Source organism: Marinomonas ushuaiensis DSM 15871 (assembly GCF_000521805.1).
Taxonomy (GTDB): domain Bacteria; phylum Pseudomonadota; class Gammaproteobacteria; order Pseudomonadales; family Marinomonadaceae; genus Marinomonas; species Marinomonas ushuaiensis.
In genome coordinates this window covers 1-22,788 of record NZ_JAMB01000018.1, presented here as the reverse complement: position 1 = coordinate 22,788, position 22,788 = coordinate 1, and the positions used below count along the sequence as shown (strand labels likewise).

Below are 22,788 nucleotides of genomic sequence, written 5' to 3'. Positions count from 1 at the left end.
TTTTAGTAAAAACACATAAACATAGGGTTGGCGTACAAAGAGTCATAGCATTATGCGTAAAGCTTACAACATAAGTTGTATCGTATTAAGCTTGTGCTTTTGTTTTGCTATTACCTAAAGAAATATGACGAGATCCTGTTAGTTGAGATTGTCCACTAACTCCTGAATCAATTTTATCTATCTGTCCACCGCGAGCAAGAAACTCTTGCATCTGCTTTTCAATGGATTCCGACGTTTCCGAAGCAGCTGGCTGTTTCTTCTTAGTTGCCATGATAAATAGTCCTTGTTATTTAATTGAACAAGGACTATACCAGAATTTCATAAACTTTGCTTGTTATTGGCTAACGTCTGGAATCGTGCGTCCATATTCGCTTACGACTATTCATGAACAAAGTATCCACTGCCTCTTTCCTATGCATGAGAATGCGGGTGATAACGGCGAATAATGGGATTCAATAATCTAGTAAACCAACCTGTAAATTCAATCGGTGCATCTAAGACGGTTAAGCAAATGCATTCTGCGTCTTTGGTGACGATAGGTTTATGTTTATGGCTCGCATCACGATTGATAAAATCGCCTTGGCGATAAACTCCACTTTCATCGGAAAACGCACCTTCCAATACCAATGTTATTTCATCGCCAGTATGAGTGTGCGTTGGCATATGTGCGCCTGCTTTTACTCGAGTCAGCGCAATCTGAGCGCCGCCATCTTCATTATAAAGTGTGGCGATTTTAAAAGAAGGCGATAAACGCATCCAAGTCAGATCGTCATAACTTTTGGTAATAAATTGACGTAAACTGCTAGGGATTTTGTATTCATCCCAGTGCGGTGTGTTTTTTTCTATATGTGATTGTTTAACGTGAGTTTCTACTTTCGGCTGTTTCATCAGTGTATCGAAAAAGCTGTCCTTCAAACTGCTTAACTGACGTTCTTCTACTGGCGTCTGATCAAACAGATGCGAACCGAGCATCTCAAGTTTTCTAATCTGCTGCTGGCATTCATGGCAATGTTCTAAATGTGTAGACACGCACAGGGAATGAGCCAAAGGTAATGAGCCAGCGGCGTAATCAGTTAACATTTCAATCGATGGATGGTAGTTAGTCATCGAATACTACCTCTTAACGTAAATAGTGAGTTTGTGCAAAGCAAGACGGACTCTAGACTTAATGGTGCCTAGGGGAAGAGATAGCTCTTCCGCTGCTTCCTTGTGTGTTTTGCCTTCTAAATAGACCTTTGCCAACACCTGCTTTTGGTCAGCCGGTAATTTATCTAAACCTTGTTGGATGCGTTCTTGGTCTTTTTTCTGCTGTGCGTCTTTAAATGGATCGGCATTTTCATCGACCACATTTTGCCAAAGATATTCAGGATCAATGTTGGACTGATGACGGCTATTCTTACGCAGATAATCAATACGTGCATTTCTTGCTAGGGTAAAAACCCATGTATTGAGAGAAGCCGACTCTTGTTTGTATGTGTGAGCCTTATTCCATATTCGGATCATCACTTCCTGAGCAATATCATCGGCCATCAAATTGGCACCCGGTTGCTTGGCGAGGCAAAACGCTCTTACCTTCGGAACATAGTGATCAAACAAGCGAGCTAAAGCGGCTTGGTCCCTATGCTCAGCAATCGCAAACATATCATCTATGCGCTGCTCGTCAGATTGTAATTGTGTTGCGCGCTCCATTTGTAACTCCGTAAAGAAAGGAAGGCTGTTATCACGCTTTGTTTGCGTTTAATTCATTTACGCATGAAAGATAAGTGTGGATCACTTTTTTCTATTTACCTAAATAAAAAAAGAGAATGGAAAAAATACAGCGAGATAATAGAGCCAGTACGTAAATGGCAGTACGTTAGGGTAATGATTTTTTAGTGGAGATAATTACCACATAATAAATGTGATCCGATACACAAATCCGAACGTTTAAGCAGGATAAATCAAAATGGATTGATTTCCTATTTTAAGGTAAGTGAAGCGTATGGCGGATTCTAAAATGGATGCTAATTATTTGTTAATTGAGCGTTTCAAAGCATTTTATCATGATGTTAAGCATCCGCAGTTAGATAAAATCTCTGAAATATACACAGAAAATGTTGTGTTCAAAGATCCTGTGCATGAATTACGTGGTGCGGAATCTCTTCATGCTTATCTTTCAGATATGAGTGTGAATGTACAAAGTGGTCGTTTTGAATACTTAGACCAAGTGGTTTCAGAAGATACCGCTTACATAAAATGGAATATGCACTTTAAGCATCCTAAGCTTGGTAAAGAAACCATTACAGTACGTGGTGTCAGTCAGGTGCAATTCAATGGACGCATCTATTTTCACGAAGATGTTTACGACTTAGGTCAGCTTATTTATGAGCATGTGCCTTTGTTGGGGTCTGTGGTGAGAAAATTAAAAAAACGTTTAGCGGTTTAACCTAAGGATAGCCTAATGAAGGATGCGAATCAGCGAGTTGTTTGGATAACGGGTGCCAGCTCTGGCATTGGCCTTTCACTGACTAAGCGTTATTTAGATGGTGGTTGGAAAGTATTGGCAAGTGCAAGAACACAAGGTGAACTTGCACCACTTCTTGACGCCTATGAACATTTGACCTTTGTCCCTTTTGATGTATCTGCTGGCAACCAGATAGATGCAATGAAAGAGACGCTTAGTGCCTTAACCTCACATCTAGACTGCGCTGTTTTAAATGCAGGAACGTGTGAATATTTAGATATGACCGATGAAAATCCTGATTGGAAAATGATGGATCGAGTTATGTCAGTTAACTTTTTTGGCATGGTAAATAGTGTCGATGTTTGTTTGCCATTACTAAAAAAAGCGTCTCGCCCTCATCTTGTTGGTGTGAGTTCTCAAGCGGTGCAAGCAGCCTTCACTCAAGCGGAAGCCTATGGAGCCAGTAAGGCAGCAACGCGATATTTCTTATCCTCTCTTAGAATGGACCTAAAACAATTTAATATTGATGTTACTTGTTTGCTGCCAGGTTTTGTCGATACGCCTCTCACGCAAAAAAATACCTTCTCTATGCCTTTTCTAATGTCTGCAGATGACGCTGCAAAACGTATGCATACCGCATTGGAATCTCGACCATACGAATTCGCTTTTCCGAAACGGCTGTCTGCCATGCTTTGGATTGGACGTCATTTTCCTAAATTATGGTTGTCTATGCTGGCACCGAAAACCGACAATCAAAAATAGACAGTCAAGGAGAAAGTAAGTGAAAATAGCCATTATAGGATCAGGGATTTCAGGGTTAACCAGCGCATATCTTTTGCAGCGAACACACGAGGTTACCGTATTTGAATCAGCTCAGCGTATTGGTGGTCATACCGCAACAGTAGAAGTGCAAGAAGAAGGCCGTACCAGAGCCATTGATACCGGATTTATTGTCTTTAATGACTGGACCTACCCTAACTTTATTCGACTGATGGACGAGATTGGTGTTTCTTCTCGCGCGACAGAAATGAGCTTTAGTGTGAGTTGTCAGCGTACAGGATTGGAATATGGTGGAAACAACCTAAATACTTTGTTTGCTCAACGTCGTAACCTTTTCAATTTCCCTTTCCTTGGTATGTTGAAGGATATTCTTCGCTTTAATAAAGAAGCCATCCAAGACTTAGAGGGTGGTGAGTTAAGGGAAGGCGTTACATTAGGCGAATACCTCAAAGAGAAAGGTTACGAGAAACGCTTTGCGAGTCATTATTTGATTCCAATGGGCAGTGCTATCTGGTCATCTACGCTCGATGAAATGATGGAATTCCCCTTGGTATTTTTTGTTCGTTTTTTCAAGAATCATGGTTTATTAAGTGTGAGTGATCGTCCACAGTGGCGAGTTATCGAAGGAGGTTCTTCTGCGTATTTACAGCCTTTAGTTGCGAGCTTTAATGACGACATTCGTTTAGGTGTTCAGATCAAACAAGTGCAACGCTCGGCTGATAGTGTGGTTATTCAATTAGAAGATGGCACCGAAGAAATATTCGATCAAGTGGTTTTTGCCTGCCACAGTGACCAAGCATTATCATTGCTTGCTGATTCAAGCCAAGACGAAAAAGACATATTGTCCGCTCTTCCCTATCGAAACAACGATGTAGTTTTACACACAGACACGAGTTTGCTGCCAAAGGCCACATTAGCTTGGTCGAGTTGGAATTATCATCTTGGCGCAGACCAAAATAAGCCCGCAACTCTCAGTTACAACATGAATATCCTGCAACATTTTTCAAGTGATACAACCTATGTTGTGACGCTGAATCAGACCGACATGATTGCGCCAGATAAAATTATTGGTCGCTTTAAATACGCGCATCCTACTTTCACGCTAGAAGGCATCAAGGCTCAAGATCGTTGGTCAGAAATCAATGGTGTGAATAACACTTGGTTTTGTGGTGCCTATTGGCGCAATGGTTTCCATGAAGATGGTTGTTGGAGCGGCGTTCGAGTGGCGAATGGATTGGGTGTGACATGGTGAGCCCATCCGCTGGCATGATGACAGAAAACGGTGCAATGAAACACAGTGCTATTTATCAAGGTACAGTGCGACACCGTCGTTTTTCGCCTCGATCCCATTCGTTTAAGTATCGCATTTTTATGATGTATTTTGACTTAGATGAACTAGACACAGCCTTAACGTTAAGTTCTTGGTGGTCAAAGAAGCTTTGGTCTTTAGCGCGATTTTCTCGCAAAGACTATTTTGGCGATGCTTCTATATCGATCAAAGCAGCGGTTCTTGATGAAGTAAATAAACGCCTAGGTTTAGCGCTTTCTGGCCCAGTTCGTATGCTAACGAACTGTCGTTATTTTGGTTTTATTATTAATCCTATCACCATCTATTACTGCTTTGATGAAAACGCGCAATTACAAGCTATGTTGCTTGAAGTAACGAATACGCCTTGGGGTGAGAAAATTGCCTACGTTTTGAAATGTGATCCAAATCAGCAGACGCAACGTATTAAATTTAATAAGGAAATGCATGTGTCGCCGTTTCACCCAATGGATCATTTTTATGAATGGCATAGCAATATTCCAGCTAAGAAGTTAGCGGTTCATATGCAGAATAAAGAACTGCTTGGTGAACAACGTGTGTTTGACGCCACGTTATCTTTGGCACGTATACCAATGACATCTTCATCAATGGCCAGAGTGATTTTTAGCTATCCGGTGATGACGATGCAAGTGGCGTTTGGTATTTACTGGCAAGCATTAAAATTGTGGGCAAAAAAAGTACCTTTTTATTCACACCCTAGTCATTAATCGTTTACTAAAAACGAGTTAACTCATTAAGGAGATTAAAAATTATGAACTCCGTAAGCATGGATAATCAAAAAGTGAGAAAAAACAACACAGCGACATGGTTCGATAGTTTAGCCCGTAAAATGGTTTTTGCTATGTTAGAACGGTTAGAGGTCGGACATTTAACGCTAGAAGAAAATGGCAACATCTACTTATTTGGTGAAGAAAAAGAGAGTGCGCAATACATCGCGCATGTTCACATACACAACATAAATGCCTATCGAGATATTTTCTTAAACAGCAGTATTGGTGCTGGCGAAGCTTATATGAAAGGCTGGTGGACATCGCCTGATGTCGTCGCTGTTATTCGATTGATGGTCGCGAACTTAAATTTGATTAATCAAATGGACGCTAAACGTCCTATTTGGAGCCGTATTGGTGCCAAAATAATACATCGTATGAATGCCAATACTAAGAAGGGATCGAAAGATAACATCTCTGCGCATTATGATCTTGGTAATGATTTTTTCTCCTTGTTTCTTGATCCAACCATGATGTATTCCTCTGCGATTTATCCTCAAAAAGAAGCCTCATTAGAACAAGCTTCTGTTCATAAATTGGATCGTATTTGTCAGAAATTACAGTTAAGTAAAAATGATCATCTTCTAGAAATTGGTACAGGTTGGGGCGGCATGGCGATTCATGCGGCAAAATATTATGGCTGCCAAGTCACAACAACGACTATTTCTAAAGAACAATATGAATTTGCCAAAGAGCGAGTAAAAGCGGAAGGCTTAGAAGATAAAATTACCTTGCTACTTGAAGACTATCGCGACTTAGAAGGCCAATATGACAAGCTTGTTTCGATCGAAATGATTGAGGCCGTTGGTCACAAATACTATGACAGTTATTTTTCTAAATGCAGTGACTTATTAAAGTCTCATGGCGTGATGGTGATTCAGGCGATTACCATTGCTGATCAACGTTATGACTATGCACGTCGTTCTGTTGATTTCATTCAACGTTATATTTTCCCTGGCGGCTGCCTGCCCTCTAACCAAGTCATCGCTCATAAAATTGCGTCTAAAACAGACATGCAAATTGTCGGCTTAGAAGACATTACTGAGCATTATGCTAAAACGCTTGCTGACTGGCGCACACGTTTCCATGCCGCCCGTCACCATGTCATGGATATGGGGTTTGATGATGTTTTCTGTCGTATGTGGGATTTTTACCTAGCCTATTGCGAAGGAGGCTTTAAAGAACGAGCAATCAGCACTGGGCAGTTTGTGTTTGCAAAACCTGAGCATCGTTTGTCTATCGAGCAACCTGTTTCGACTGAACGAACATAAGCTGGCTGACAATATGAAGCGCTTCCTCAATGCCATTTTGTTTCAAATCGTTTGGTTTGTGTGTTTACTTGCTGGCAGTGGCTGGGGACTTGCTGTCACCGTATTGTATTTGTTTTTACATGACCGCTATTTTATGACGACAGGTCGAGAATGGCGGTTGTTGCTTGTATTTGTTGTGTTTGGAATAGTCATTGATGGCACTTTATTTCAGTTAGGCGTCTTTTCAAACGGGGATGAAAATGGTCTTGTCGCCATACCACCTGTGTGGTTGCTGTGTCTTTGGGTAAGTACAGGAACCTTGTTTGTTCATAGCTTGGCGTTTCTACGTTCTCGATATTTTTTGAGTGCATTAATCGGCATGATTGGACCAACCATGAGTTATTTTGCAGGCGCCAAACTCGCTGGCATTACGTTAGCTGAACCTATTTTAATGTCTTTGTTCGTCGTTTCCGCTATTTGGGCCATAGTGCTCCCATTTGGTTTTTGGCTCAGTGAGAAATGGGGTTTGTTTGATGATCAAGAGCTAAAGATCAAGTAATGAAGGTTGGAAGTAAAAAATCAAATGCTATAAGGGAGATTATTAAATGGTTTATTTGATCGATTTAAAACAAAAAATTACAGCCGGGGTGGCTATTTTTATCTTGTCATCTGGCTCTATTAGCCAAGTTCAGGCAGAAGACAGCAATACAATAGGCAGCAATATTGTAGGCAGTGCCTATAGCTTAAAAACAGGGTCTTTGTTGTATCGAGAAACTTATAAAGAAATCAGCGATGTTCTTCATGAAGTAGAGTATGCAGAACCTGATGGAAACGTCTTTGGGCGTAAAACCATTGATTTCTCTCAGTCACGGGTCGCACCAAGTTTTACTCAGATAAATGAACGTAATGGCGAAGATATTCAAGTTACACAAGAAGGTGGTGATTTCGTTGTCAGTTACAAAGGAAACACGGCATTTAAACAAAAAACAGAACGTTTGAAAGTCGATGCAGGCATGGTTATTGATGCAGGCTTTGATGGTTTCATTAAACAATATTGGTCTGTATTGGAGTCGGGTAAGAAACTTGATGTTGATTATTTAGTGCCAAGCGAACAAGACACATTTGGTTTTCGTGTTAGTCGCACCGCTTGTATTGACGGAACAAAAAATGATGCGATGTGCTTTTCCTTATCACCTATTTCTTGGGTTGTGAAACTGGCGGTAGATCCAATCGTTGTTGCTTACGATACAGTAGAAAAAAAACTTCTACGTTTTACGGGACGAGGCAATATAGCTAACACTAAAGGTAAGTATGAAAGTGTAGACATTCAGTATCGTTACTTTTAGGCATTTTGGTTTTTCGATTCTTTTAAAGTAATGCAATTCAAAACGGCTTAATTCAAAGGAGAAGTATGAATAATGTATGGCAAGTAACAAAAATCAACGTGCTGGCTTTAATGTGTTTATTAATGCTTTCTGCCTGTTCAACGTCAGATGTGTCTTTATATGCTAAAAATGAACCGAGGTTTGAACTGCAAGAGTTTTTCTCTGGCTCATTAACCGCCCATGGCATTCTTAAAAATCGAAGTGGTGAAGTGATTCGCTACTTTAATGCCACGTTAGAAGGCAGTTGGGAAAACGGAATCGGGACACTTGCGGAAGAATTTCTATTTGATGATGGTGAAATCCAGAATCGAACTTGGACCATGACGCCAGATGAAAATAGACAATACATTGCAACGGCAAATGATGTTATTGGTTTTGGTGAAGTAAAAGTATCAGGCAATGCTTTGTTTATGAATTATGTTTTGCAAGTTCCTTACAACGGTGATTTATTGGAAGTGAACGTAGATGATCGGATGTATATGGTAAAGGAAGGCGTTGTAATGAATGAATCTGTAATGACGAAATTTGGTTTCGAAGTCGGCTATTTGTCTATTGTCATTCAAAAAATAGATTCTGGATTTTAATGCCGAGCTAAGAAATGTTTTAACCGTCAAATATAATGAGGACGAATACGCTTTATAAAATATGGCATCTATTCTTACGTTACTTAAAAAGACTGCCTTTACGGCGGTCTTTTTTTATTGGTAAAAAAACCGTAGTGTGTAATTATTGTACTAGTTTAGTATTTTTATTTATAGGGTAATGGTTGAAACATTAGCAGTATTCATAAGGCATTTTATGTTTGTAAAAAATATAGCATTCACACCGTTTAAAAAGAGTGTGTTTTATTACGGTATTTTTTCATTACTTTTAAGTGTGCTTGTTTTTTCTTCTGGACTTTATTTTCATCTATTAAAAGATCTATATGGAAAATCTGAGACAGCAGAACAAATCTTAATTCATCAAATGGATAATATTTTTAAAAGTCTCAAACAAACTGTTGATGAGGCATCTTTATCTTGTAACAAGGAAGATGTGAAGAAGTTACGTCACAGAACTTTTTACTCTCCTATTTTTAAAGAATTTGGCCTTTTTAATGATAACTTCCAAATCTATTGTACGAATTTCGGGCCTAAAGAATTTACTATTTTCGCTACAATTAAAGACCGAATAAAACAAAGTAAAGATAAAAAAACCGTATCTTTAGTTGAATCCCATACGCTTGGCGAACAAACTTTTTTGGCTTTTTATCTTGGTGAAAATGGTATTGGAGTCAATGGATTAGCACCTCCCAGAAGTTTATCAATTAATCTTGATCACCTTTTATTACCCGATTATCCTTATGAGTTAATGATAGGTAAAAGATCATTAGTATCAAATGACTTTAGCGTGAAGGGAAAAATATTAGATAAAAAAGTAGTCTCTCTTGATCATTGGTCTATGAGGTTAGATGTCTATTTACCTTTAAACGTTTACTTTAATAAAGCCATGGCTTTATTACCGTTTGTCGTTACGTTATGGGTTGTACTTTGGGCTGTCTTTTATTTACTTCACAGTTGTTGTTTATATTACTGCCGTTCTTTACCTAGAGGGCTAAGAAAAGCGATAAAAAACAACGGTATGGAGGTTTATTACCAACCAATTGTTTCGCTGGTGGATAATAAGGTTCATGCTATAGAAGCTTTAATTCGATGGCGATCGCCTCACCATGGTCAAGTGTCAGCGCTGTCTACCGTTGAACTTTCAGGACGTTTAAATCTCCTCAGTGAGCTTACTTGGATGGTGGTTCGTAACGTTGGGAAGTTTTATCGAGAAAACTCAAAATCGCTTAATAATATTACGACGGCCGTTAATGTTGATCGATATTGTTTATTAAATGACGGTTTTATTGCGATGCTCGTGAAAATTCTTGAAGAGTATCCAGAGTTAAAAGAGCGCTTGTGCCTAGAAGTAACAGAGACTAGCGCATTAACGGAAACAGAATTATCTTTAATGGTGAGTCGTTTTGAACATATAAAAGCATTGGGTGTTCGTCTTTCTGTGGATGATTTTGGCACAGGTTACTCAGGGCTGGATTTTCTGCGACGTTTCTCATACGACACACTTAAGCTCGACCGCGTTTTTATTGCTAACTTGAAAGACGATCAATGTACTCAAAAAATATTAACGTCTATTACTAAACTGGCAAAAGAGCTCAATATGAAAATCGTTGCTGAAGGTGTGGAAGACAAAGAGCAGCTAGACGCCGTGAAAGCCTTAGGTATAGACAGTGTGCAAGGTTATTATTTCTGTGCACCACTTCCTCCAGAACAAGTTCTCACTTGGATTGAAGATAATGATGCTAAATAAATAGAGGCCAGCACGAGAGTGTATTTTTAAGATTACATTCTGAAGATTGTATTCCTAGCTGGCTTCTCTTACCCTTTACCGTCTTATTTTCCCTCTTCAAGGTTTTCTACTCCATGGCGACATTGGTTTTTCGATTAAAATACGTACCTGATGAAGAAGCAGATGACATTCGTCAATTACTAAACGATAACGATATTCCCTTCTATGAAACCAGCGCTGGGCGTTGGCAAGTGTCGATGGCGGGTTTATGGGTCAAAGACAAGGCGCAAGCTTTACAGGCTCGGACCTTAATCAAAGCGGATCAAATAGAACGAGCGAGAGACATGGTTCCGCCGTCATTTGGACAGTGGATATTAGGCTATTTACAGCATGCTCGTCAGAATCCAGTCGAAGCACTTTTCACTTTATTTGCTGTTGCGCTTATTCTTGGGATTTCTATCGGACCCTTTATGATGTGGTTCTAAGGCTTATTTAGTCCACGCAAGGGAATTCAGTTATACTCGCGTTTCAGTTTCAAGCAACGGCATCACAGTGGTTTTAAAAAATAAGAACACGAAAAGTAAACGGACAAATAAACTAGAGCTTCACTCTCGTAACCCGCATCGTGCGCGTTATGATTTTGCCTTGCTGGCGGATTCTTGCCCTGAGCTAACTGCTTTTATTCAGTTGAATCAGTACGGTAATGAATCAGTTGATTTTTCCAATCCAGAAGCGGTTAAAACTTTAAACCGTGCCTTGCTTAGCCATTTTTATGGCGTTTCTTTCTGGGATATTCCCCCTGGTTATCTTTGTCCTCCTATTCCTGGGCGAGCCGACTACATCCATTATTTGGCTGATTTATTAGCGACTTCTAATCAAGGTGTTATTCCTCGAGGAAAAAGTATAAATGTATTGGATGTTGGAGTGGGGGCAAACTGTGTTTATCCAATTATTGGTCATCAAGAATATGGCTGGCAGTTTGTTGGCTCCGATGTAAATCCTATCGCTGTGGCAACGTGTGAAACCATTATTAAGTCGAATGCCTGCTTAAAAGGTGTGATTTCTGCTCGCTTGCAATCACAACCAACCAAAGTATTCGAAGGCGTTTGGAAAGACAACGAGCGCTTTGATGTGACCTTGTGTAATCCTCCTTTTCATGCAAGCGAATCCGCTATGAATGATGAGTCACAGCGTAAATGGCGTGGTGTAAAAGGTAAATTAAGTAGCAATGCTAAACCTGTTTTGAACTTTGGCGGGACAGCGCCAGAATTATGGTGTGATGGTGGCGAAGCTGGCTTTATCGCGCGAATGATCAAAGAAAGCGTTCAATATGGTGATCGTTGTTTTTGGTTTACGTCTTTGGTTGCCCGTCAGGGGAATTTAGAGGCAATATATCGCACATTAAAGCAAGCGGGTGCTCGCCAAGTAAAAACCATAGAGATGGCTCAAGGGCAGAAAATAAGCCGGTTTGTTGCTTGGAGCTTCCTCGAAGATAGTCAGGCTGATTATTGGAGAGATAACTACTGGCAAAATTAAGGGACTTTATTCGTCATTTAATTTAGGCTAAGAATTAGCATTCTGCGTTATGGGCATGTTTTTCTAACTTAATTATCTATGTTGTTAAGTTTTTAGATTGTTTTTTGTAGAGATTTTAGCATGTTGAAAAGCTTTCAAGCACGACTGATAGTATTGCTCTTAGTGTTATTAGCCTTGGTTCAGTTAGGGACCGCCGTCGCTGTTTTATCTTCATTAAAAAAAGACAATTATGCTCAAGGTGTGGATGCCATTGATGTATCACGAAAAGTCTTTGACCTTTTCTTAGAATCTCGGGCCGAGCAGCTTACTCAAAATGTTGAAATTCTGGCGTCAGACTTTGTTTTCAAGACCGCTCTTGTAACCCATGAAATGGGCATGGTCGAGACGGCGTTGCAGAATCAAGGCGATCGGATTGATGCGGATATTTCTCTTTTAGTCTCTCCAAGTGGAGATATCATTTCAACGACTCAAGAATTACCTTTCATTTCTCAAATATCTGAATTAGTTGTCACCGAAGGGCAGTCGGGAAACGCATCAATTAGTACCATGATGGCGCTTGAAGACGGTGCTTATCAGCTTGTTTTTGTTCCAGTAAAAGCACCGAATTTAGTTGCATGGGTTGGTATGGCTTTTTCTCTAAACCAAGCGTTAGCGGAACAAATTAAAAATGTTACTGGTTTAGATATCAGTTTTGTTTATGAAAATACGAATATGCGTATATTTTCCGGTGGATCAACGCTTATACCTACTGAAAAAGCGATTTTTTTAGAAGAGGTTGGTCGATTGGAAAACCTACTTTCCCCTGCTTTTTCTAATGATAATAAATACCTTTCATTGAGCGTTGATTTAGGCATACCCAATCAATGGGGAGTGATTCATTTGCCCTATGGACCATGGTTAGAAGCTTATAATAATACTCGTAATCAACTCTTAATAATTTTTTCAATCGCTTTGGTAGTTGCTTTAGCCATCGCTGTGGCTTTTGCGCGAAATATGACGCGACCTATTAATCGACTAGTGGAATACGCCAATCAGATTGGGTCAGGTGAAGAGAAAGTAAAGGCTCCTGCTTTGAACGGTGAATTTTGTACTTTATCAAGTACGATGGAAACCATGCAAAACTCCATTAAAAGCCGCGAAGAAGAGCTGACTTACCAGTCTTCCCATGATGCGTTGACTGGTTTGTTTAACCGAAATGCTATCGAATCACACCTGATGGGCAGTCTACCTAAAAAACAAGGTAGTTTAGTATTGCTCAATATTCGTCACTTTAAGAATATTAATAATATGCTTGGGACAGATGTAGGAACTCTACTTCTATCTAAAGTGGCTGATAGATTAAGAGCTTGGGATCAAAACATAGAAATGTTGGCTCGGTTAGGAGATGACAAATTTTTATTAATAACCAAACAAAATATTTCTTATGAAAACTGTCTTGAATTGAATAGTTTGTTTAGTACAGAATTTGAGACGGAAGCCTTCTTTGGTGCTAGATCTTGTATGCGCTTAGAGGTCAGTATTGCTGTGCTGCACTTTGAACATGCAACAGATAATGTTCAAAGTGCCATGAGACGTCTAGAAATTATTTCCGACAAGGCCAGAGCAGAAAGTAATTTATGTGTTTTCTATGAGCAAGGTCAAGACGAAGACCACCAACGTCAACTTGTCATTATTCGTGACTTGCCTATTGCCTTGGAAACGAATCAGTTGTTTGTGGTTTATCAACCGAAAGTAGGCGTAGCGGACAATGATTGCCAAGAAGCAGAAGCACTAATACGTTGGGTGCATCCTGAATTGGGCTTTATTCCACCAGATGAATTTATTGTTTTGCTCGAACACGCTGGAAGTATTCAAGAGCTGACCAAGTGGGTATTAAACACAGTATTATCTCAGCTTAGTGAATGGTGGACACAAGGACATAAGATTCGAGTGGCGGTAAACCTTTCCGCTCATGATTTGACGGATGAGTCTTTGCCTAACATGGTTGAGCGAGCTTTGCGTGAGAATAATCTACCCAATCAAGCATTGGCATTAGAAGTTACTGAAAGCGCGGTTATGAAGGATAGAGAGAAGGTCATTCGTGTATTGAAGGACTTACAGGCGATGGGAATTCATTTAGCGATTGATGACTTTGGTACAGGACAATCGTCATTAGCCTATTTACGCCAATTACCTGTTAATGAAGTAAAAATAGATCGTGCTTTCATTCAGCACATAGAAACCAACAAATGTGACGAGTTTATTGCGAAAGCATCTATTAATTTATCCCATGCATTAGGCTTTAAAGTAACCGCAGAAGGGGCTGAGAACCTAGAAGGCGTTGAACTACTGAAACAGCATGGCTGTGATAAAATACAGGGCTATTTTTTCTCTAAACCCTTGGTTGCTGATGAGTTCTTTCATTGGCGTGAAGGCTTTCATAAAACCTAATTGAATCTATGCGCTGTATTGTCTAGGTGTGTCTACTATGTTGTTTTTAATACGAATTTTATTGCTTTTCTGCTTAATTATTGCCGTTACTTTGTTCGGTATTCTTTTTTGTCTGTTTACTTTTGGTTCTAACAATCGGGTTTACCACCTTGGCCAAGTCTTTGCCAAAGTGGCGCCACTTTTTGGCTTATCGGTTGAAGCACGCGTTACTTCGTTATCGCAAGATTCACCTCAAGCTGTTTATATTGCGAATCATCAAAATAATTTCGACTTATTCACACTGGCTGCTATTTTTCCGAAAAGCGTTGTTACTGTGGGTAAGTCTAGTTTGTTGTGGATTCCTTTCTTCGGTGTGCTCTATTGGGTAAGCGGCAATATATTAATTAATCGCGATAATCGAAAAAAAGCGATAAAGACGATTGACCAAGTGGTGTCCAGTATGAAGAAGACTGGGCTTTCTATTTGGATGTTTCCCGAAGGAACTCGTAGCCGTGGACGAGGTATGTTGCCGTTCAAACGAGGTGCTTTCCATGCGGCTATTCAGGCCGGTGTGCCTATTGTTCCTGTTATCTGCAGCAGTACCCACGGACAAGTAAATTTGAATCGTTTACATAATGGTAAAGTCATCGTAGAAATGCTCGATCCAATCGATACGACAGGCTTGAGCGAAACAGATGTTGTTCATCTTATCGAAACTTGTGAGAAAGTAATGCGTAAAACTCAAGCACGTTTGGATCAAGAGCTTTCCCAGAAATAGCCTTTAGTTTCTGAGAGCAAGAGACGTTTCCAGGATTTTTTGCAACCCTAATTTAACCGGATGGGAGTCGGATAAAGTTTTCGTTTCCCATTCTGGATGTTGTTGTGCCTGTTTCCAGAAAGGTTTTATTTGTTCAATGATCTCGTTATGTTTGGAAGGTGTGACAAGCTGAAAAGCTTGCTGTGAAGCGTGTCCTCGTTGATGTAAATGCTGAATGGCGGTTAAGCCTCGTAAACACAAGAGTGTCGATGTTGCCGTGTCTAGACATAAGTAATGATGGTTAGTCAGTTTACTTTTTAAGGTATCTTTATAGTGTTGTCCGGTTTTCCATGTTGCGCCTAAAAGTGCCCCAATAGTGGTTGCTGTTCCTAACGTTAAACCCGCTGATATGACGTCAATTCCTGCTCCAATTGCAGCGCCCTTTAATGCACTTGTTCCTGTTTCAATCCCCCATTCTTTTAGCGTTTCAGTATCAAAAATATCTTGTTGCCATTGGTTGTTGTTGATGGGCAATGGAGAGGCAGTTAAGTCTTCTTTTTGAAATTCATAAAGGTGCAGTAATTCGGCTATATGGCTTTGTTCCATTTGACGTATTTTGTCTTCAAATAAATGAGCTTCTGTTTGGTTTGGCGGATATTGAGTGCATTCAAAACGAGAGCTGGCGGTTTTGATAAGGAGTTCAGCCAGTTGGTTGGTTGCCATGGTTAGGCGTAGTTGAGCAGCGACTTCGCGGGATTCAATTAATTGGTTAATGGTGTCGTAATACTCTGGCATTAAACTCTGTATGCTTTGATACAAACGCTTTTCATCTTCAAAATAAAACGCCACAGAGTCGTATTTTACCACCGCATGTAAGTGTCGTTCTGCTAATACATCTCGCCACGCTTTTAAATGGTCGCTTGGTTCAGCGCTGAAATTTAATATTGGGATAATAGGTTTTTTAGCGCTGGCGAGTAATGCCAGTTCGTCTAAAAATTTACCGAGAGGTGCTTGTCGTATATCAATCACATAGAGAATGATGTCGGTATTGGTTAGCTGTTTAATTATTTTGGCTTCTTGCTCAAACTCATTCTGTGCAAAGTGGCTGTCACAAAAAGGCTGTATCCACTGAGAACCTTGTAACGAGCGAAACTCGTTAGAATGACGAACCTCCCATAAGCCGGTTGAATCTTCAAACCCTGGTGTGTCGGTGAGCATAACAACAGTTTGCTGACCAATGTTGACCTCGACACTTTCTACATGACGAGTGATTCCCGCTCTATCGTTAATTTCGCCAAAATCGTGCCTGCGTAACAAAGTACGAATCAGTGACGTTTTACCTGTATTGGCGTGACCAACGACAAGAAGAGAAATTGGCACGGGTTAATCCTTTTTTATGATTCGGGTAAAGGGTAGTTGAGTTTCTTTTGCAAGGCGTTGCCAGTCTTCAATAAAGTTAGCCTTGTCATCGTCAGATATCGCCATACATGGAGAAGAATAAGAGGCGCTTACTTGAGTGAAAAATCGTCTGCTGCCACGATCTGGGCTTTGTGTCGCATCCACTAAAATATATACAGGTGTTGAATTCGCCTCACTTAAAAATCGTGCTTGCTCTTCTCGACTGTTTAATAAACATAAGGCGCTTGCTGTACACAAGTAACTGGGTTGAGGTGCGCTCCATTCAAACAAGGCCCAAGGCTGTGAAAAAGCACTGTCATCGAGTGTTTCTATAGGTTCTTGGTTCGATGTGTTTTTGACTGTGGCGGCTTTATTTGAATCGTGGTCAATAATGGTTTTGCTGTGGTCTTCTTTGTGTTGATAACGGTTTTTAATAAGACGTTCTTGAGTACTAAACGACTGTGTTGAACGTTTTAAATAATACATACTCATGCTAATTAACGTGAGTATGAGTCTTGGAAGCACACCATAAACCATAATGCTAGCGAGTAGAAAGTTCGCCCAATGTTGTCTGGTTGATGAACTCTGGGAAGTAAGATCGATTCGACTTGCCAGAATATCCAGTTGATCAGGGAGTGAGAGGCCAAACCAGTGCGGAATCATGCTTAATGTTTGCGTGAGCTGAATAAATGTCTCATCACTTAGTAAGGTTGTTTCCCAGACAAAGTTGACTTGATTGGTCAGCAATAACAATAACGTCATAAGCCAACCTGCGAATAAGTAACATCCCCATGCACCATGCGAAATACTACTGACTAACCATTTGTTTGACAAAGCAGGGCATTGCCAATGTAAGTAGGCCTCGGAGGTCGCTTCATCTAACTGTGAATGTTTACTTATTTTTTTGTTCAGAAAAATCAGAGAACTTAACAAAATACCTTTATTTTCGGATCTGTGCTTCATGGTTCCAATCATAGTAATGAACCAAGTGGTAAGGTTTAGTAAGTTAAAGCCTAATAAAACGATAAATAACCAAAAAATATTAACTTGATTTGATTGGCTGGTTGCAAAAGCAGAAGGGACTGCGATGAGCCCTAACAAAAAAGAAACAGTCAAAATACCTAAAATAACGCGATTGAAGTAGCGCTTTAACAGAGATAATTGCATTGAATAGCTGATGGGGTGAGGCGATGTATCAAGCGCTTCTAATGCAGACGTTAGATCCTTTGCATGAGTTGGTAGCCGAAACTTAGTATGCATTTCTAACCAAGCGGCAAGGGCAAGTTTGGCACGTTGTGTAGGAAAAACCATATTATCGCATTACTCTTTTAAGCGTTATCAATACCAAGTCGTGACGATAGTTTGCCACAGTGTTGATCAGTTTGTTTTACTAAATGTGTTTGCTAAAGGTAAGGGGGCGTCTGCTTTTATTGCTCGGATAGCAAAATTACTTTGAATGCCTTTTACGAAAGGTAGGTTTTGTACTTCTTTTAAGATTCGTTCGTAATCGGTTAAATCTCTTGCTACAGCTTCTAATCGATAATCGGCAAAGCCAGACACCAAATACGCACTAATGATATTGTCTAAATCCAATACTTCTCTCTCAAATTCTTTGATGCCTTCGGTGGTATGGTTGTTGAGTCTCACCTCAATAAAGACTGTCATCGAAAATCCCGCTTTTGTACGGTCTAGTTTGGCACTGTAGCCCTTGATATAGCCTGCAGCTTCTAATGCTTTTACACGACGTAAACAAGGTGAAGCAGACAAATTAATTTGCTCTGCGAGATCAACATTACTTAAGCGGCCGTCATTTTGTAATCGCTGTAAAATGAGTGAATCTGTATTATCTGACATTGTATTGGCATATCCGTTAAGTTTTTAATGGCTAATTGATGGTATATGCCAAAATATAGCGAATTAAAGATGTAATTGGCAAGGACATGCTCGACGCCTCATCAGCATAATACTGCTTCGTTTAATTAAGGAATGAAGATGTCATACCTTGTCGAAGAAAGAGCGGTTGAAGTAAAGACAATAGAAGAGCCTTCTTATCGCACTATCGCCAGAGGTAAGGCCTTGTATTTAGGCATTGGCGCGGCGTTTTTTACTGTCTGTATTTGGGCTTGTTGGTTAGTTGTCATTAAGCTGGGTACACAAACCGCGTTAACCTCTTATGATTTAGCACTATTTCGATTTGGTGTGCCTTGTTTTGTGTTATTGCCTTTTGCTTGGCAGGCGCGAAAACAAATACTCGCCGTACCATTGAAATATTTACTTGGCATTACCTTCGGCGCAGGTGTGCCATTTGTCTTTTTAAGCTCAATTGGGATGACACTTGCACCTGTTTCCCATGCTGGTCTTCTGCTTCCCGGTACCTTCCCTTTATTTGTAAGTGCGATTGCTTACTTCTTCTATAAAGAGTCATTAAGTCGTTCACGCTTATGTGGTTTGATCGGTATTTTTTCGGGCATTGTTTTGTTGTTATTAATGTCTTTGTTGGTAACAGAAGGGCAAGTTTGGTTAGGTGATTTATTCTTACTCGGCGGGAGCTTATGCTGGGCGTTATATACGATTAGCTTGCGAGTAGCAGGTTTACCTCCGTTAGCGGCCAGTGGTTTATTGGGCTTAGTGTCATTGATTCTGCTTTTGGCTTTATATTTGTTTGGCGTTGTTGATTCAGGAATCAGTCAGGTCAGTTTTGATGTGATAGTAAAACAAATGTTCGTACAGTCTATTTTGGTGGGTATCGTCGCAGGTTTTAGCTATGGCTTTGCGATTAATCAATTGGGTGCAGAGCGAACGTCAGCGGTTGGCGCACTTACGCCAGTACTTACGTCTTTACTGGCTATTCCATTGTTAGGAGAAAGCCTCACGTTCGAAGTCGTTGTTGGCTTAGTTTTAGTCGGCGTGGGCGTCGTATTTGCTAGTGGTATCTTACGATCTAAAAAAAGCAGTAACGAATAATGTACAAGCAATGTTTTTTTTAAAGGTAATTAGACAAATGTCATTTAAATGATTGAAATATGCAAAAAATATGTAGGTAATTGTTAAGCTTGATTGATCGATAATAACAATTAACTTTAATATGACCTATGTATGCTGTGTCTAGCTGCTTTGTTGGAGATTGAAATATGCGTTTAAATTCCATTCGAGTTAAGAGCTCTGTCCCCATTGTCATTATGACAATCACCTTTATTATTGCCTTGTCAGCAATGACTCATATTATTAATCGACTAGAAGGTGCTTTAATTGCCCAAGTTGATAAATACACGGTGTCTGTGTCAGAAATTCTTAATGCAGATAGAGATCTCTATCAAGCGAAGCTAGCAGAGCAGAGTCTCACTTCTGGTGTAGGGGATGCTCAAAGTGAAGAAAAAGATCGATTAGAAAATGCCCAACAGGTTAAAGATCGAGTAGAACAATATCGTACCTACCTTAAAGACGAACCTAGTCTTAATAAAATGATAGAGCCATTCGACGCGGCTTTCTCTACTTGGCTAAACTCTTCAAACGCCTTGGTTGAAATGAATGTTAATTCATCTGGATTCCAAGCAGCGAAAGACAAAACAGATGCAGATTTTTCAGCGCTAAGAGACATTTTAGATAAAGCGGGTGAATTGGTTAATCAACGCTCCCGTGAAGCCCAGCAAGAAGTAGCAACACATGTTGAAACCTTCGGAAATTTTTTCCTAGTGGTTATTATCATCGGTTTGCTGATTTCAATTTGGTTAAGTTACCAAGTTCCAAAGACTCTTTGTAATCAAGTTCGTTATTTGGGTCAGCGCATCCGTGAGATATCCGAAGGCGATGGCGATTTAACACAAAAAATCGTATTTTCTACTAAAGATGAACTGGGCGACCTAGCCAATGAGTTTAATGGCTTTATGGATCGACTTAGAGGAATCATTAGTAGTATTCATCAACAATCCGATGCATTGGGTCAAATGACCACCAACCTTAAAGACGCTTCAGTAAAAACATCTGACATTACCTCTGCGTTAGCCAATGCCTCTGAATTTATTGTCAGTGCAGGCCATGAAATGGACATGTCTAACCAGCAAATGGCGTCTGTTGCTCGTGATACGGCTGATGAAGCGAATAATTCAAATGTACTGACTAAAACCGGTATGTTGGCAGTAACGAATTCGCAGAAAGCCATACAAGAATTGGTAGCAGACATTCAATTAGCACTTGCTCGCTCGAATGAATTGCAAAAGAGCTCAGAAGCCATTACCTCTGTTTTGGAAGTGATTGGCAACATTGCTCAGCAAACCAACTTATTGGCATTGAATGCGGCCATTGAAGCGGCACGAGCTGGTGAACAAGGCCGAGGTTTCGCCGTTGTTGCTGACGAAGTACGAACCCTTGCTACTCGCACACAAGACAGCACAAATGAAATCGAATCCATGATTGAAAAGCTTAACGTGAATGTTTCTGAATCTGTCAAGGCGATTAGCAACAGTCATGATAATGCAGAATTCACCGCCAGCAACTTTGACGAAGTGACTAAAACATTCACAGCATTAAGTGAATCCTTCAGTAAAGTTCAGGAAATGGCCGCGCAAACGGCCCAAGCAACACAAGAGCAATCTGTAGTTGCCAACGACCTGAACCAAAACATGGTGTCATTGAATGAGCAAACAAACTCAGTGCAAACCGTTGCTGATCTGATCCAACAGCAATCGAAAGACATATCTAAACTCTATCAAGAACTTGATCATCAAGTAGGCAGCTTTAAGGTATAAATTACCTTAAAAAAATCAGTAAAGATCTAAAGTCGCTTATCGAAAGGTAAGCGGCTTTTTTTGCGCTGTTAAAAAATAATAAATCGCCCTAAGATCAAGTGACCGTGTACTTTTTGTGCTTGTAATAATGAGTATAAAAAGTTTCTCCAAGGTGACGTTTTTGAACAGCATGGATCAAATATCAACGATCTTTACCGGAGTAACATACATGAAATTAGGGTGCTTTTATGAGTAATTTAAATACCCATAGTTACAAACTCTTGGGTTTGGTAGAAAAACTGGGATTGATTATTATTGCTTTAGCAACCATTTTTGCAATGGGCGTTGAGATTTTGGCAATGATAAAATCCATGCATGTCGGGTTATCTGACTTGCTATTAATGTTTATCTATCTTGAAGTGTTTTCCATGGTTGGCATATACCTAAAAGCGTGTCGAAATCCAATATGTGGATGGCAATGGAGGTAGTACGAATTGGTGTGTTAAACCGCTCAGTGTGGTTTGTTTTGATGCGGTTTGAGGATTATATGCGTTTACTTTAAGCAAACATAAAAAAGAACCCTAATCTGATTGTTCAGTATTAGGATTCTTATCGAGAACTGCTTTATTCGATGAATTAACGGTAAACCATGCCGCCATCAATGAGCGGTGCTTGGCCTGTCATGTAGTCTGCATCTGGTCCTGCTAGGTAAGAGACAAAGCCGGCAACGTCATCTGGTGTTTCCGCTCGACCAAGGGCAATTCCGCCAACGTATTTGTCGTAGGTTTCACCAATAGCCGCGCCTGTGATTTCAGAGAAGCGTTTGTCGATGTCTGTCCACATATCAGTCCCTACAACACCCGGGCAATAAGCATTCACTGTGATGCCAGCGCTTGCATATTCTTGTGCTGCGGCTTGAGTTAAGGCGCGCACCGCAAACTTAGTTGATGAATAAACACCAAGTAAGCCAAAACCATTATGGCCTGCAATAGAAGAGGCGTTGATGATTTTGCCTTTTTGTTTGCGAGCGATGAATTTTTTTGCTGCCGCTTGGATTCCCCATAAGGTACCACCAACATTGATTTTCTGGATTCTGTCCAGTTCTTCTGGAGTGACATCGGCAAGAGCTTGAACCTGTGCAATACCCGCGTTGTTGACCATGATATCGAATCCACCTAAGACTTGTTCGGCATGATCAATAGCTGCATAGACTTGTTTCTGATCGCTGATATCCGCTTTGAATATAGTGGCTTTGCGACCAAGTGCCTCTATTTCATGAGCCACTTTGCGCATTTTGTCTTCGTTTAGATCAACAATGGCAATGTCTGCTCCATCTTTTGCTAAACGTAGTGCAATGCCTCGACCGATACCTTGCCCTGAACCTGTGACTAATGCGACTTTACCTTGTAATGACATAATGTACTCCTTACTTATTGAAGTTGAACTGTCGAAAGGACGGATCCTGAAAGTTAGATTTTATCGTTTCTGGAGTTTAATACTGTAGACATGGATCAATAAATGATCAGTATAAATAAAGAAAAAAACAAGACGTTCGGGATGTCTGATTTTAACTAGTGACTATGAAGGGGTTAAGGTTGAGAAGATGTGAGTGTGTTTGGTGGATGAAGATCATTCAAAGGTTAGATGGTCAAAATAAACAAAGCCTCAATGTTAAAGAACATTG

At 40.2% G+C, this 22,788-nt stretch carries 23 protein-coding genes; 16 read left to right on the top strand and 7 right to left on the bottom strand.

Features of this window, described 5'->3' with window-relative positions; genetic code table 11:
- Positions 1-85: 85 nt before the first annotated feature.
- From MUS1_RS14405 to MUS1_RS14395, 3 genes are all read right to left on the bottom strand, one after another.
- Positions 86-271, bottom strand: coding sequence for a hypothetical protein (locus tag MUS1_RS14405; RefSeq protein WP_036163676.1), 186 nt, complete (start codon positions 269-271; stop codon positions 86-88).
- A gap of 140 nt (positions 272-411) precedes the next feature.
- Positions 412-1,107, bottom strand: a complete 696-nt coding sequence (locus MUS1_RS14400) for a ChrR family anti-sigma-E factor (protein ID WP_036163674.1) — start codon at positions 1,105-1,107, stop codon at positions 412-414.
- Between the two features lie 6 nt (positions 1,108-1,113).
- Positions 1,114-1,689, bottom strand: a complete 576-nt coding sequence (locus tag MUS1_RS14395) for a sigma-70 family RNA polymerase sigma factor (protein WP_036163671.1) — start codon at positions 1,687-1,689, stop codon at positions 1,114-1,116.
- Between the two features lie 292 nt (positions 1,690-1,981).
- On the opposite strand from MUS1_RS14395, the gene MUS1_RS14390 reads away from it, so the two are divergent.
- The 13 genes from MUS1_RS14390 to MUS1_RS14330 all read left to right on the top strand — a co-directional run bounded on the left by MUS1_RS14390 (position 1,982) and on the right by MUS1_RS14330 (position 15,003).
- Positions 1,982-2,425, top strand: coding sequence for a nuclear transport factor 2 family protein (locus tag MUS1_RS14390; RefSeq protein WP_084035634.1), 444 nt, complete (start codon positions 1,982-1,984; stop codon positions 2,423-2,425).
- 15 nt (positions 2,426-2,440) lie between these two features.
- Positions 2,441-3,205 (top strand): SDR family NAD(P)-dependent oxidoreductase, encoded by a 765-nt coding sequence (locus tag MUS1_RS14385; RefSeq protein ID WP_036163669.1) that lies wholly within the window; start codon positions 2,441-2,443, stop codon positions 3,203-3,205.
- A 19-nt stretch (positions 3,206-3,224) separates the two neighbouring features.
- Entirely contained in the window at positions 3,225-4,475 is a 1,251-nt protein-coding gene (locus MUS1_RS14380) for an NAD(P)/FAD-dependent oxidoreductase (protein ID WP_036163667.1), read from the top strand.
- Positions 4,469-5,257: a DUF1365 domain-containing protein gene (locus tag MUS1_RS14375; RefSeq protein ID WP_245595822.1), complete on the top strand. Its 789-nt coding sequence runs from the start codon at positions 4,469-4,471 to the stop codon at positions 5,255-5,257. The genes MUS1_RS14380 and MUS1_RS14375 overlap by 7 nt, the downstream gene beginning before the upstream one ends.
- A 44-nt stretch (positions 5,258-5,301) precedes the next feature.
- Entirely contained in the window at positions 5,302-6,588 is a 1,287-nt protein-coding gene (locus tag MUS1_RS14370) for an SAM-dependent methyltransferase (protein WP_036163665.1), read from the top strand.
- 13 nt (positions 6,589-6,601) lie between these two features.
- Positions 6,602-7,126: a DUF2878 domain-containing protein gene (locus MUS1_RS14365; protein ID WP_036163662.1), complete on the top strand. Its 525-nt coding sequence runs from the start codon at positions 6,602-6,604 to the stop codon at positions 7,124-7,126.
- 46 nt (positions 7,127-7,172) lie between these two features.
- Entirely contained in the window at positions 7,173-7,913 is a 741-nt protein-coding gene (locus MUS1_RS14360) for a hypothetical protein (protein ID WP_051436359.1), read from the top strand.
- A gap of 65 nt (positions 7,914-7,978) precedes the next feature.
- Positions 7,979-8,536 (top strand): DUF3833 domain-containing protein, encoded by a 558-nt coding sequence (locus MUS1_RS14355; protein WP_036163660.1) that lies wholly within the window; start codon positions 7,979-7,981, stop codon positions 8,534-8,536.
- Positions 8,537-8,750: 214 nt separating this feature from the next.
- The gene (locus MUS1_RS14350; protein WP_036163658.1) at positions 8,751-10,301 is read left to right on the top strand and encodes an EAL domain-containing protein; all 1,551 of its coding nucleotides are present in this window, start codon (positions 8,751-8,753) and stop codon (positions 10,299-10,301) included.
- A 113-nt stretch (positions 10,302-10,414) separates the two neighbouring features.
- The gene (locus MUS1_RS14345) at positions 10,415-10,765 is read left to right on the top strand and encodes a DUF6164 family protein (protein WP_036163656.1); all 351 of its coding nucleotides are present in this window, start codon (positions 10,415-10,417) and stop codon (positions 10,763-10,765) included.
- A 67-nt stretch (positions 10,766-10,832) separates the two neighbouring features.
- Entirely contained in the window at positions 10,833-11,816 is a 984-nt protein-coding gene (rlmF, locus tag MUS1_RS14340; RefSeq protein WP_036163655.1) for a 23S rRNA (adenine(1618)-N(6))-methyltransferase RlmF, read from the top strand.
- A 120-nt stretch (positions 11,817-11,936) separates the two neighbouring features.
- The gene (locus MUS1_RS14335) at positions 11,937-14,246 is read left to right on the top strand and encodes a putative bifunctional diguanylate cyclase/phosphodiesterase (RefSeq protein WP_036163653.1); all 2,310 of its coding nucleotides are present in this window, start codon (positions 11,937-11,939) and stop codon (positions 14,244-14,246) included.
- A 37-nt stretch (positions 14,247-14,283) separates the two neighbouring features.
- Positions 14,284-15,003 (top strand): 1-acylglycerol-3-phosphate O-acyltransferase, encoded by a 720-nt coding sequence (locus MUS1_RS14330; RefSeq protein WP_036163652.1) that lies wholly within the window; start codon positions 14,284-14,286, stop codon positions 15,001-15,003.
- A 3-nt stretch (positions 15,004-15,006) separates the two neighbouring features.
- On the opposite strand, the gene MUS1_RS14325 is transcribed toward MUS1_RS14330, so the two are convergent.
- From MUS1_RS14325 to MUS1_RS14315, 3 genes are all read right to left on the bottom strand, one after another.
- A complete protein-coding gene (locus MUS1_RS14325) occupies positions 15,007-16,362 on the bottom strand; it encodes a DUF3482 domain-containing protein (protein ID WP_036163651.1) in 1,356 nt (451 codons plus the stop codon).
- A 3-nt stretch (positions 16,363-16,365) separates the two neighbouring features.
- Positions 16,366-17,691, bottom strand: coding sequence for a DUF2868 domain-containing protein (locus MUS1_RS14320; protein ID WP_036163649.1), 1,326 nt, complete (start codon positions 17,689-17,691; stop codon positions 16,366-16,368).
- A gap of 66 nt (positions 17,692-17,757) precedes the next feature.
- A complete protein-coding gene (locus MUS1_RS14315; RefSeq protein WP_036163647.1) occupies positions 17,758-18,234 on the bottom strand; it encodes an Lrp/AsnC family transcriptional regulator in 477 nt (158 codons plus the stop codon).
- A gap of 138 nt (positions 18,235-18,372) precedes the next feature.
- Here MUS1_RS14315 and MUS1_RS14310 point away from each other — a divergent pair, with 138 nt between their 5' ends.
- The 3 genes from MUS1_RS14310 to MUS1_RS14300 all read left to right on the top strand — a co-directional run bounded on the left by MUS1_RS14310 (position 18,373) and on the right by MUS1_RS14300 (position 21,592).
- Positions 18,373-19,344, top strand: coding sequence for a DMT family transporter (locus MUS1_RS14310; protein ID WP_051436357.1), 972 nt, complete (start codon positions 18,373-18,375; stop codon positions 19,342-19,344).
- A gap of 167 nt (positions 19,345-19,511) precedes the next feature.
- On the top strand, positions 19,512-21,125 hold the full coding sequence (locus MUS1_RS14305; RefSeq protein ID WP_036163645.1) for a methyl-accepting chemotaxis protein: 1,614 nt from the start codon (positions 19,512-19,514) through the stop codon (positions 21,123-21,125).
- A 227-nt stretch (positions 21,126-21,352) separates the two neighbouring features.
- Positions 21,353-21,592 (top strand): phosphate-starvation-inducible PsiE family protein, encoded by a 240-nt coding sequence (locus tag MUS1_RS14300; RefSeq protein ID WP_051436355.1) that lies wholly within the window; start codon positions 21,353-21,355, stop codon positions 21,590-21,592.
- 148 nt (positions 21,593-21,740) lie between these two features.
- On the opposite strand, the gene MUS1_RS14295 is transcribed toward MUS1_RS14300, so the two are convergent.
- A complete protein-coding gene (locus MUS1_RS14295; protein ID WP_036163643.1) occupies positions 21,741-22,520 on the bottom strand; it encodes an acetoin reductase in 780 nt (259 codons plus the stop codon).
- Positions 22,521-22,788: the final 268 nt, after the last annotated feature.

What these genes read in the sequence shown, in the direction of transcription:
- MUS1_RS14360 (WP_051436359.1), top strand. Translation starts at nt 7,173, where the DNA reads ATGGTTTATTTGATCGATTTAAAACAAAAAATTACAGCCGGGGTGGCT.
- MUS1_RS14405 (WP_036163676.1), bottom strand. Translation starts at nt 271, where the DNA reads ATGGCAACTAAGAAGAAACAGCCAGCTGCTTCGGAAACGTCGGAATCC.
- MUS1_RS14400 (WP_036163674.1), bottom strand. Translation starts at nt 1,107, where the DNA reads ATGACTAACTACCATCCATCGATTGAAATGTTAACTGATTACGCCGCT.
- MUS1_RS14390 (WP_084035634.1), top strand. Translation starts at nt 1,982, where the DNA reads ATGGCGGATTCTAAAATGGATGCTAATTATTTGTTAATTGAGCGTTTC.
- MUS1_RS14335 (WP_036163653.1), top strand. Translation starts at nt 11,937, where the DNA reads ATGTTGAAAAGCTTTCAAGCACGACTGATAGTATTGCTCTTAGTGTTA.
- MUS1_RS14330 (WP_036163652.1), top strand. Translation starts at nt 14,284, where the DNA reads ATGTTGTTTTTAATACGAATTTTATTGCTTTTCTGCTTAATTATTGCC.
- MUS1_RS14355 (WP_036163660.1), top strand. Translation starts at nt 7,979, where the DNA reads ATGAATAATGTATGGCAAGTAACAAAAATCAACGTGCTGGCTTTAATG.
- MUS1_RS14295 (WP_036163643.1), bottom strand. Translation starts at nt 22,520, where the DNA reads ATGTCATTACAAGGTAAAGTCGCATTAGTCACAGGTTCAGGGCAAGGT.
- MUS1_RS14350 (WP_036163658.1), top strand. Translation starts at nt 8,751, where the DNA reads ATGTTTGTAAAAAATATAGCATTCACACCGTTTAAAAAGAGTGTGTTT.
- MUS1_RS14345 (WP_036163656.1), top strand. Translation starts at nt 10,415, where the DNA reads ATGGCGACATTGGTTTTTCGATTAAAATACGTACCTGATGAAGAAGCA.
- MUS1_RS14385 (WP_036163669.1), top strand. Translation starts at nt 2,441, where the DNA reads ATGAAGGATGCGAATCAGCGAGTTGTTTGGATAACGGGTGCCAGCTCT.
- MUS1_RS14395 (WP_036163671.1), bottom strand. Translation starts at nt 1,689, where the DNA reads ATGGAGCGCGCAACACAATTACAATCTGACGAGCAGCGCATAGATGAT.
- MUS1_RS14365 (WP_036163662.1), top strand. Translation starts at nt 6,602, where the DNA reads ATGAAGCGCTTCCTCAATGCCATTTTGTTTCAAATCGTTTGGTTTGTG.
- MUS1_RS14310 (WP_051436357.1), top strand. Translation starts at nt 18,373, where the DNA reads ATGTCATACCTTGTCGAAGAAAGAGCGGTTGAAGTAAAGACAATAGAA.
- MUS1_RS14300 (WP_051436355.1), top strand. Translation starts at nt 21,353, where the DNA reads ATGAGTAATTTAAATACCCATAGTTACAAACTCTTGGGTTTGGTAGAA.
- MUS1_RS14315 (WP_036163647.1), bottom strand. Translation starts at nt 18,234, where the DNA reads ATGTCAGATAATACAGATTCACTCATTTTACAGCGATTACAAAATGAC.
- MUS1_RS14320 (WP_036163649.1), bottom strand. Translation starts at nt 17,691, where the DNA reads ATGGTTTTTCCTACACAACGTGCCAAACTTGCCCTTGCCGCTTGGTTA.
- MUS1_RS14375 (WP_245595822.1), top strand. Translation starts at nt 4,469, where the DNA reads ATGGTGAGCCCATCCGCTGGCATGATGACAGAAAACGGTGCAATGAAA.
- MUS1_RS14305 (WP_036163645.1), top strand. Translation starts at nt 19,512, where the DNA reads ATGCGTTTAAATTCCATTCGAGTTAAGAGCTCTGTCCCCATTGTCATT.
- MUS1_RS14370 (WP_036163665.1), top strand. Translation starts at nt 5,302, where the DNA reads ATGAACTCCGTAAGCATGGATAATCAAAAAGTGAGAAAAAACAACACA.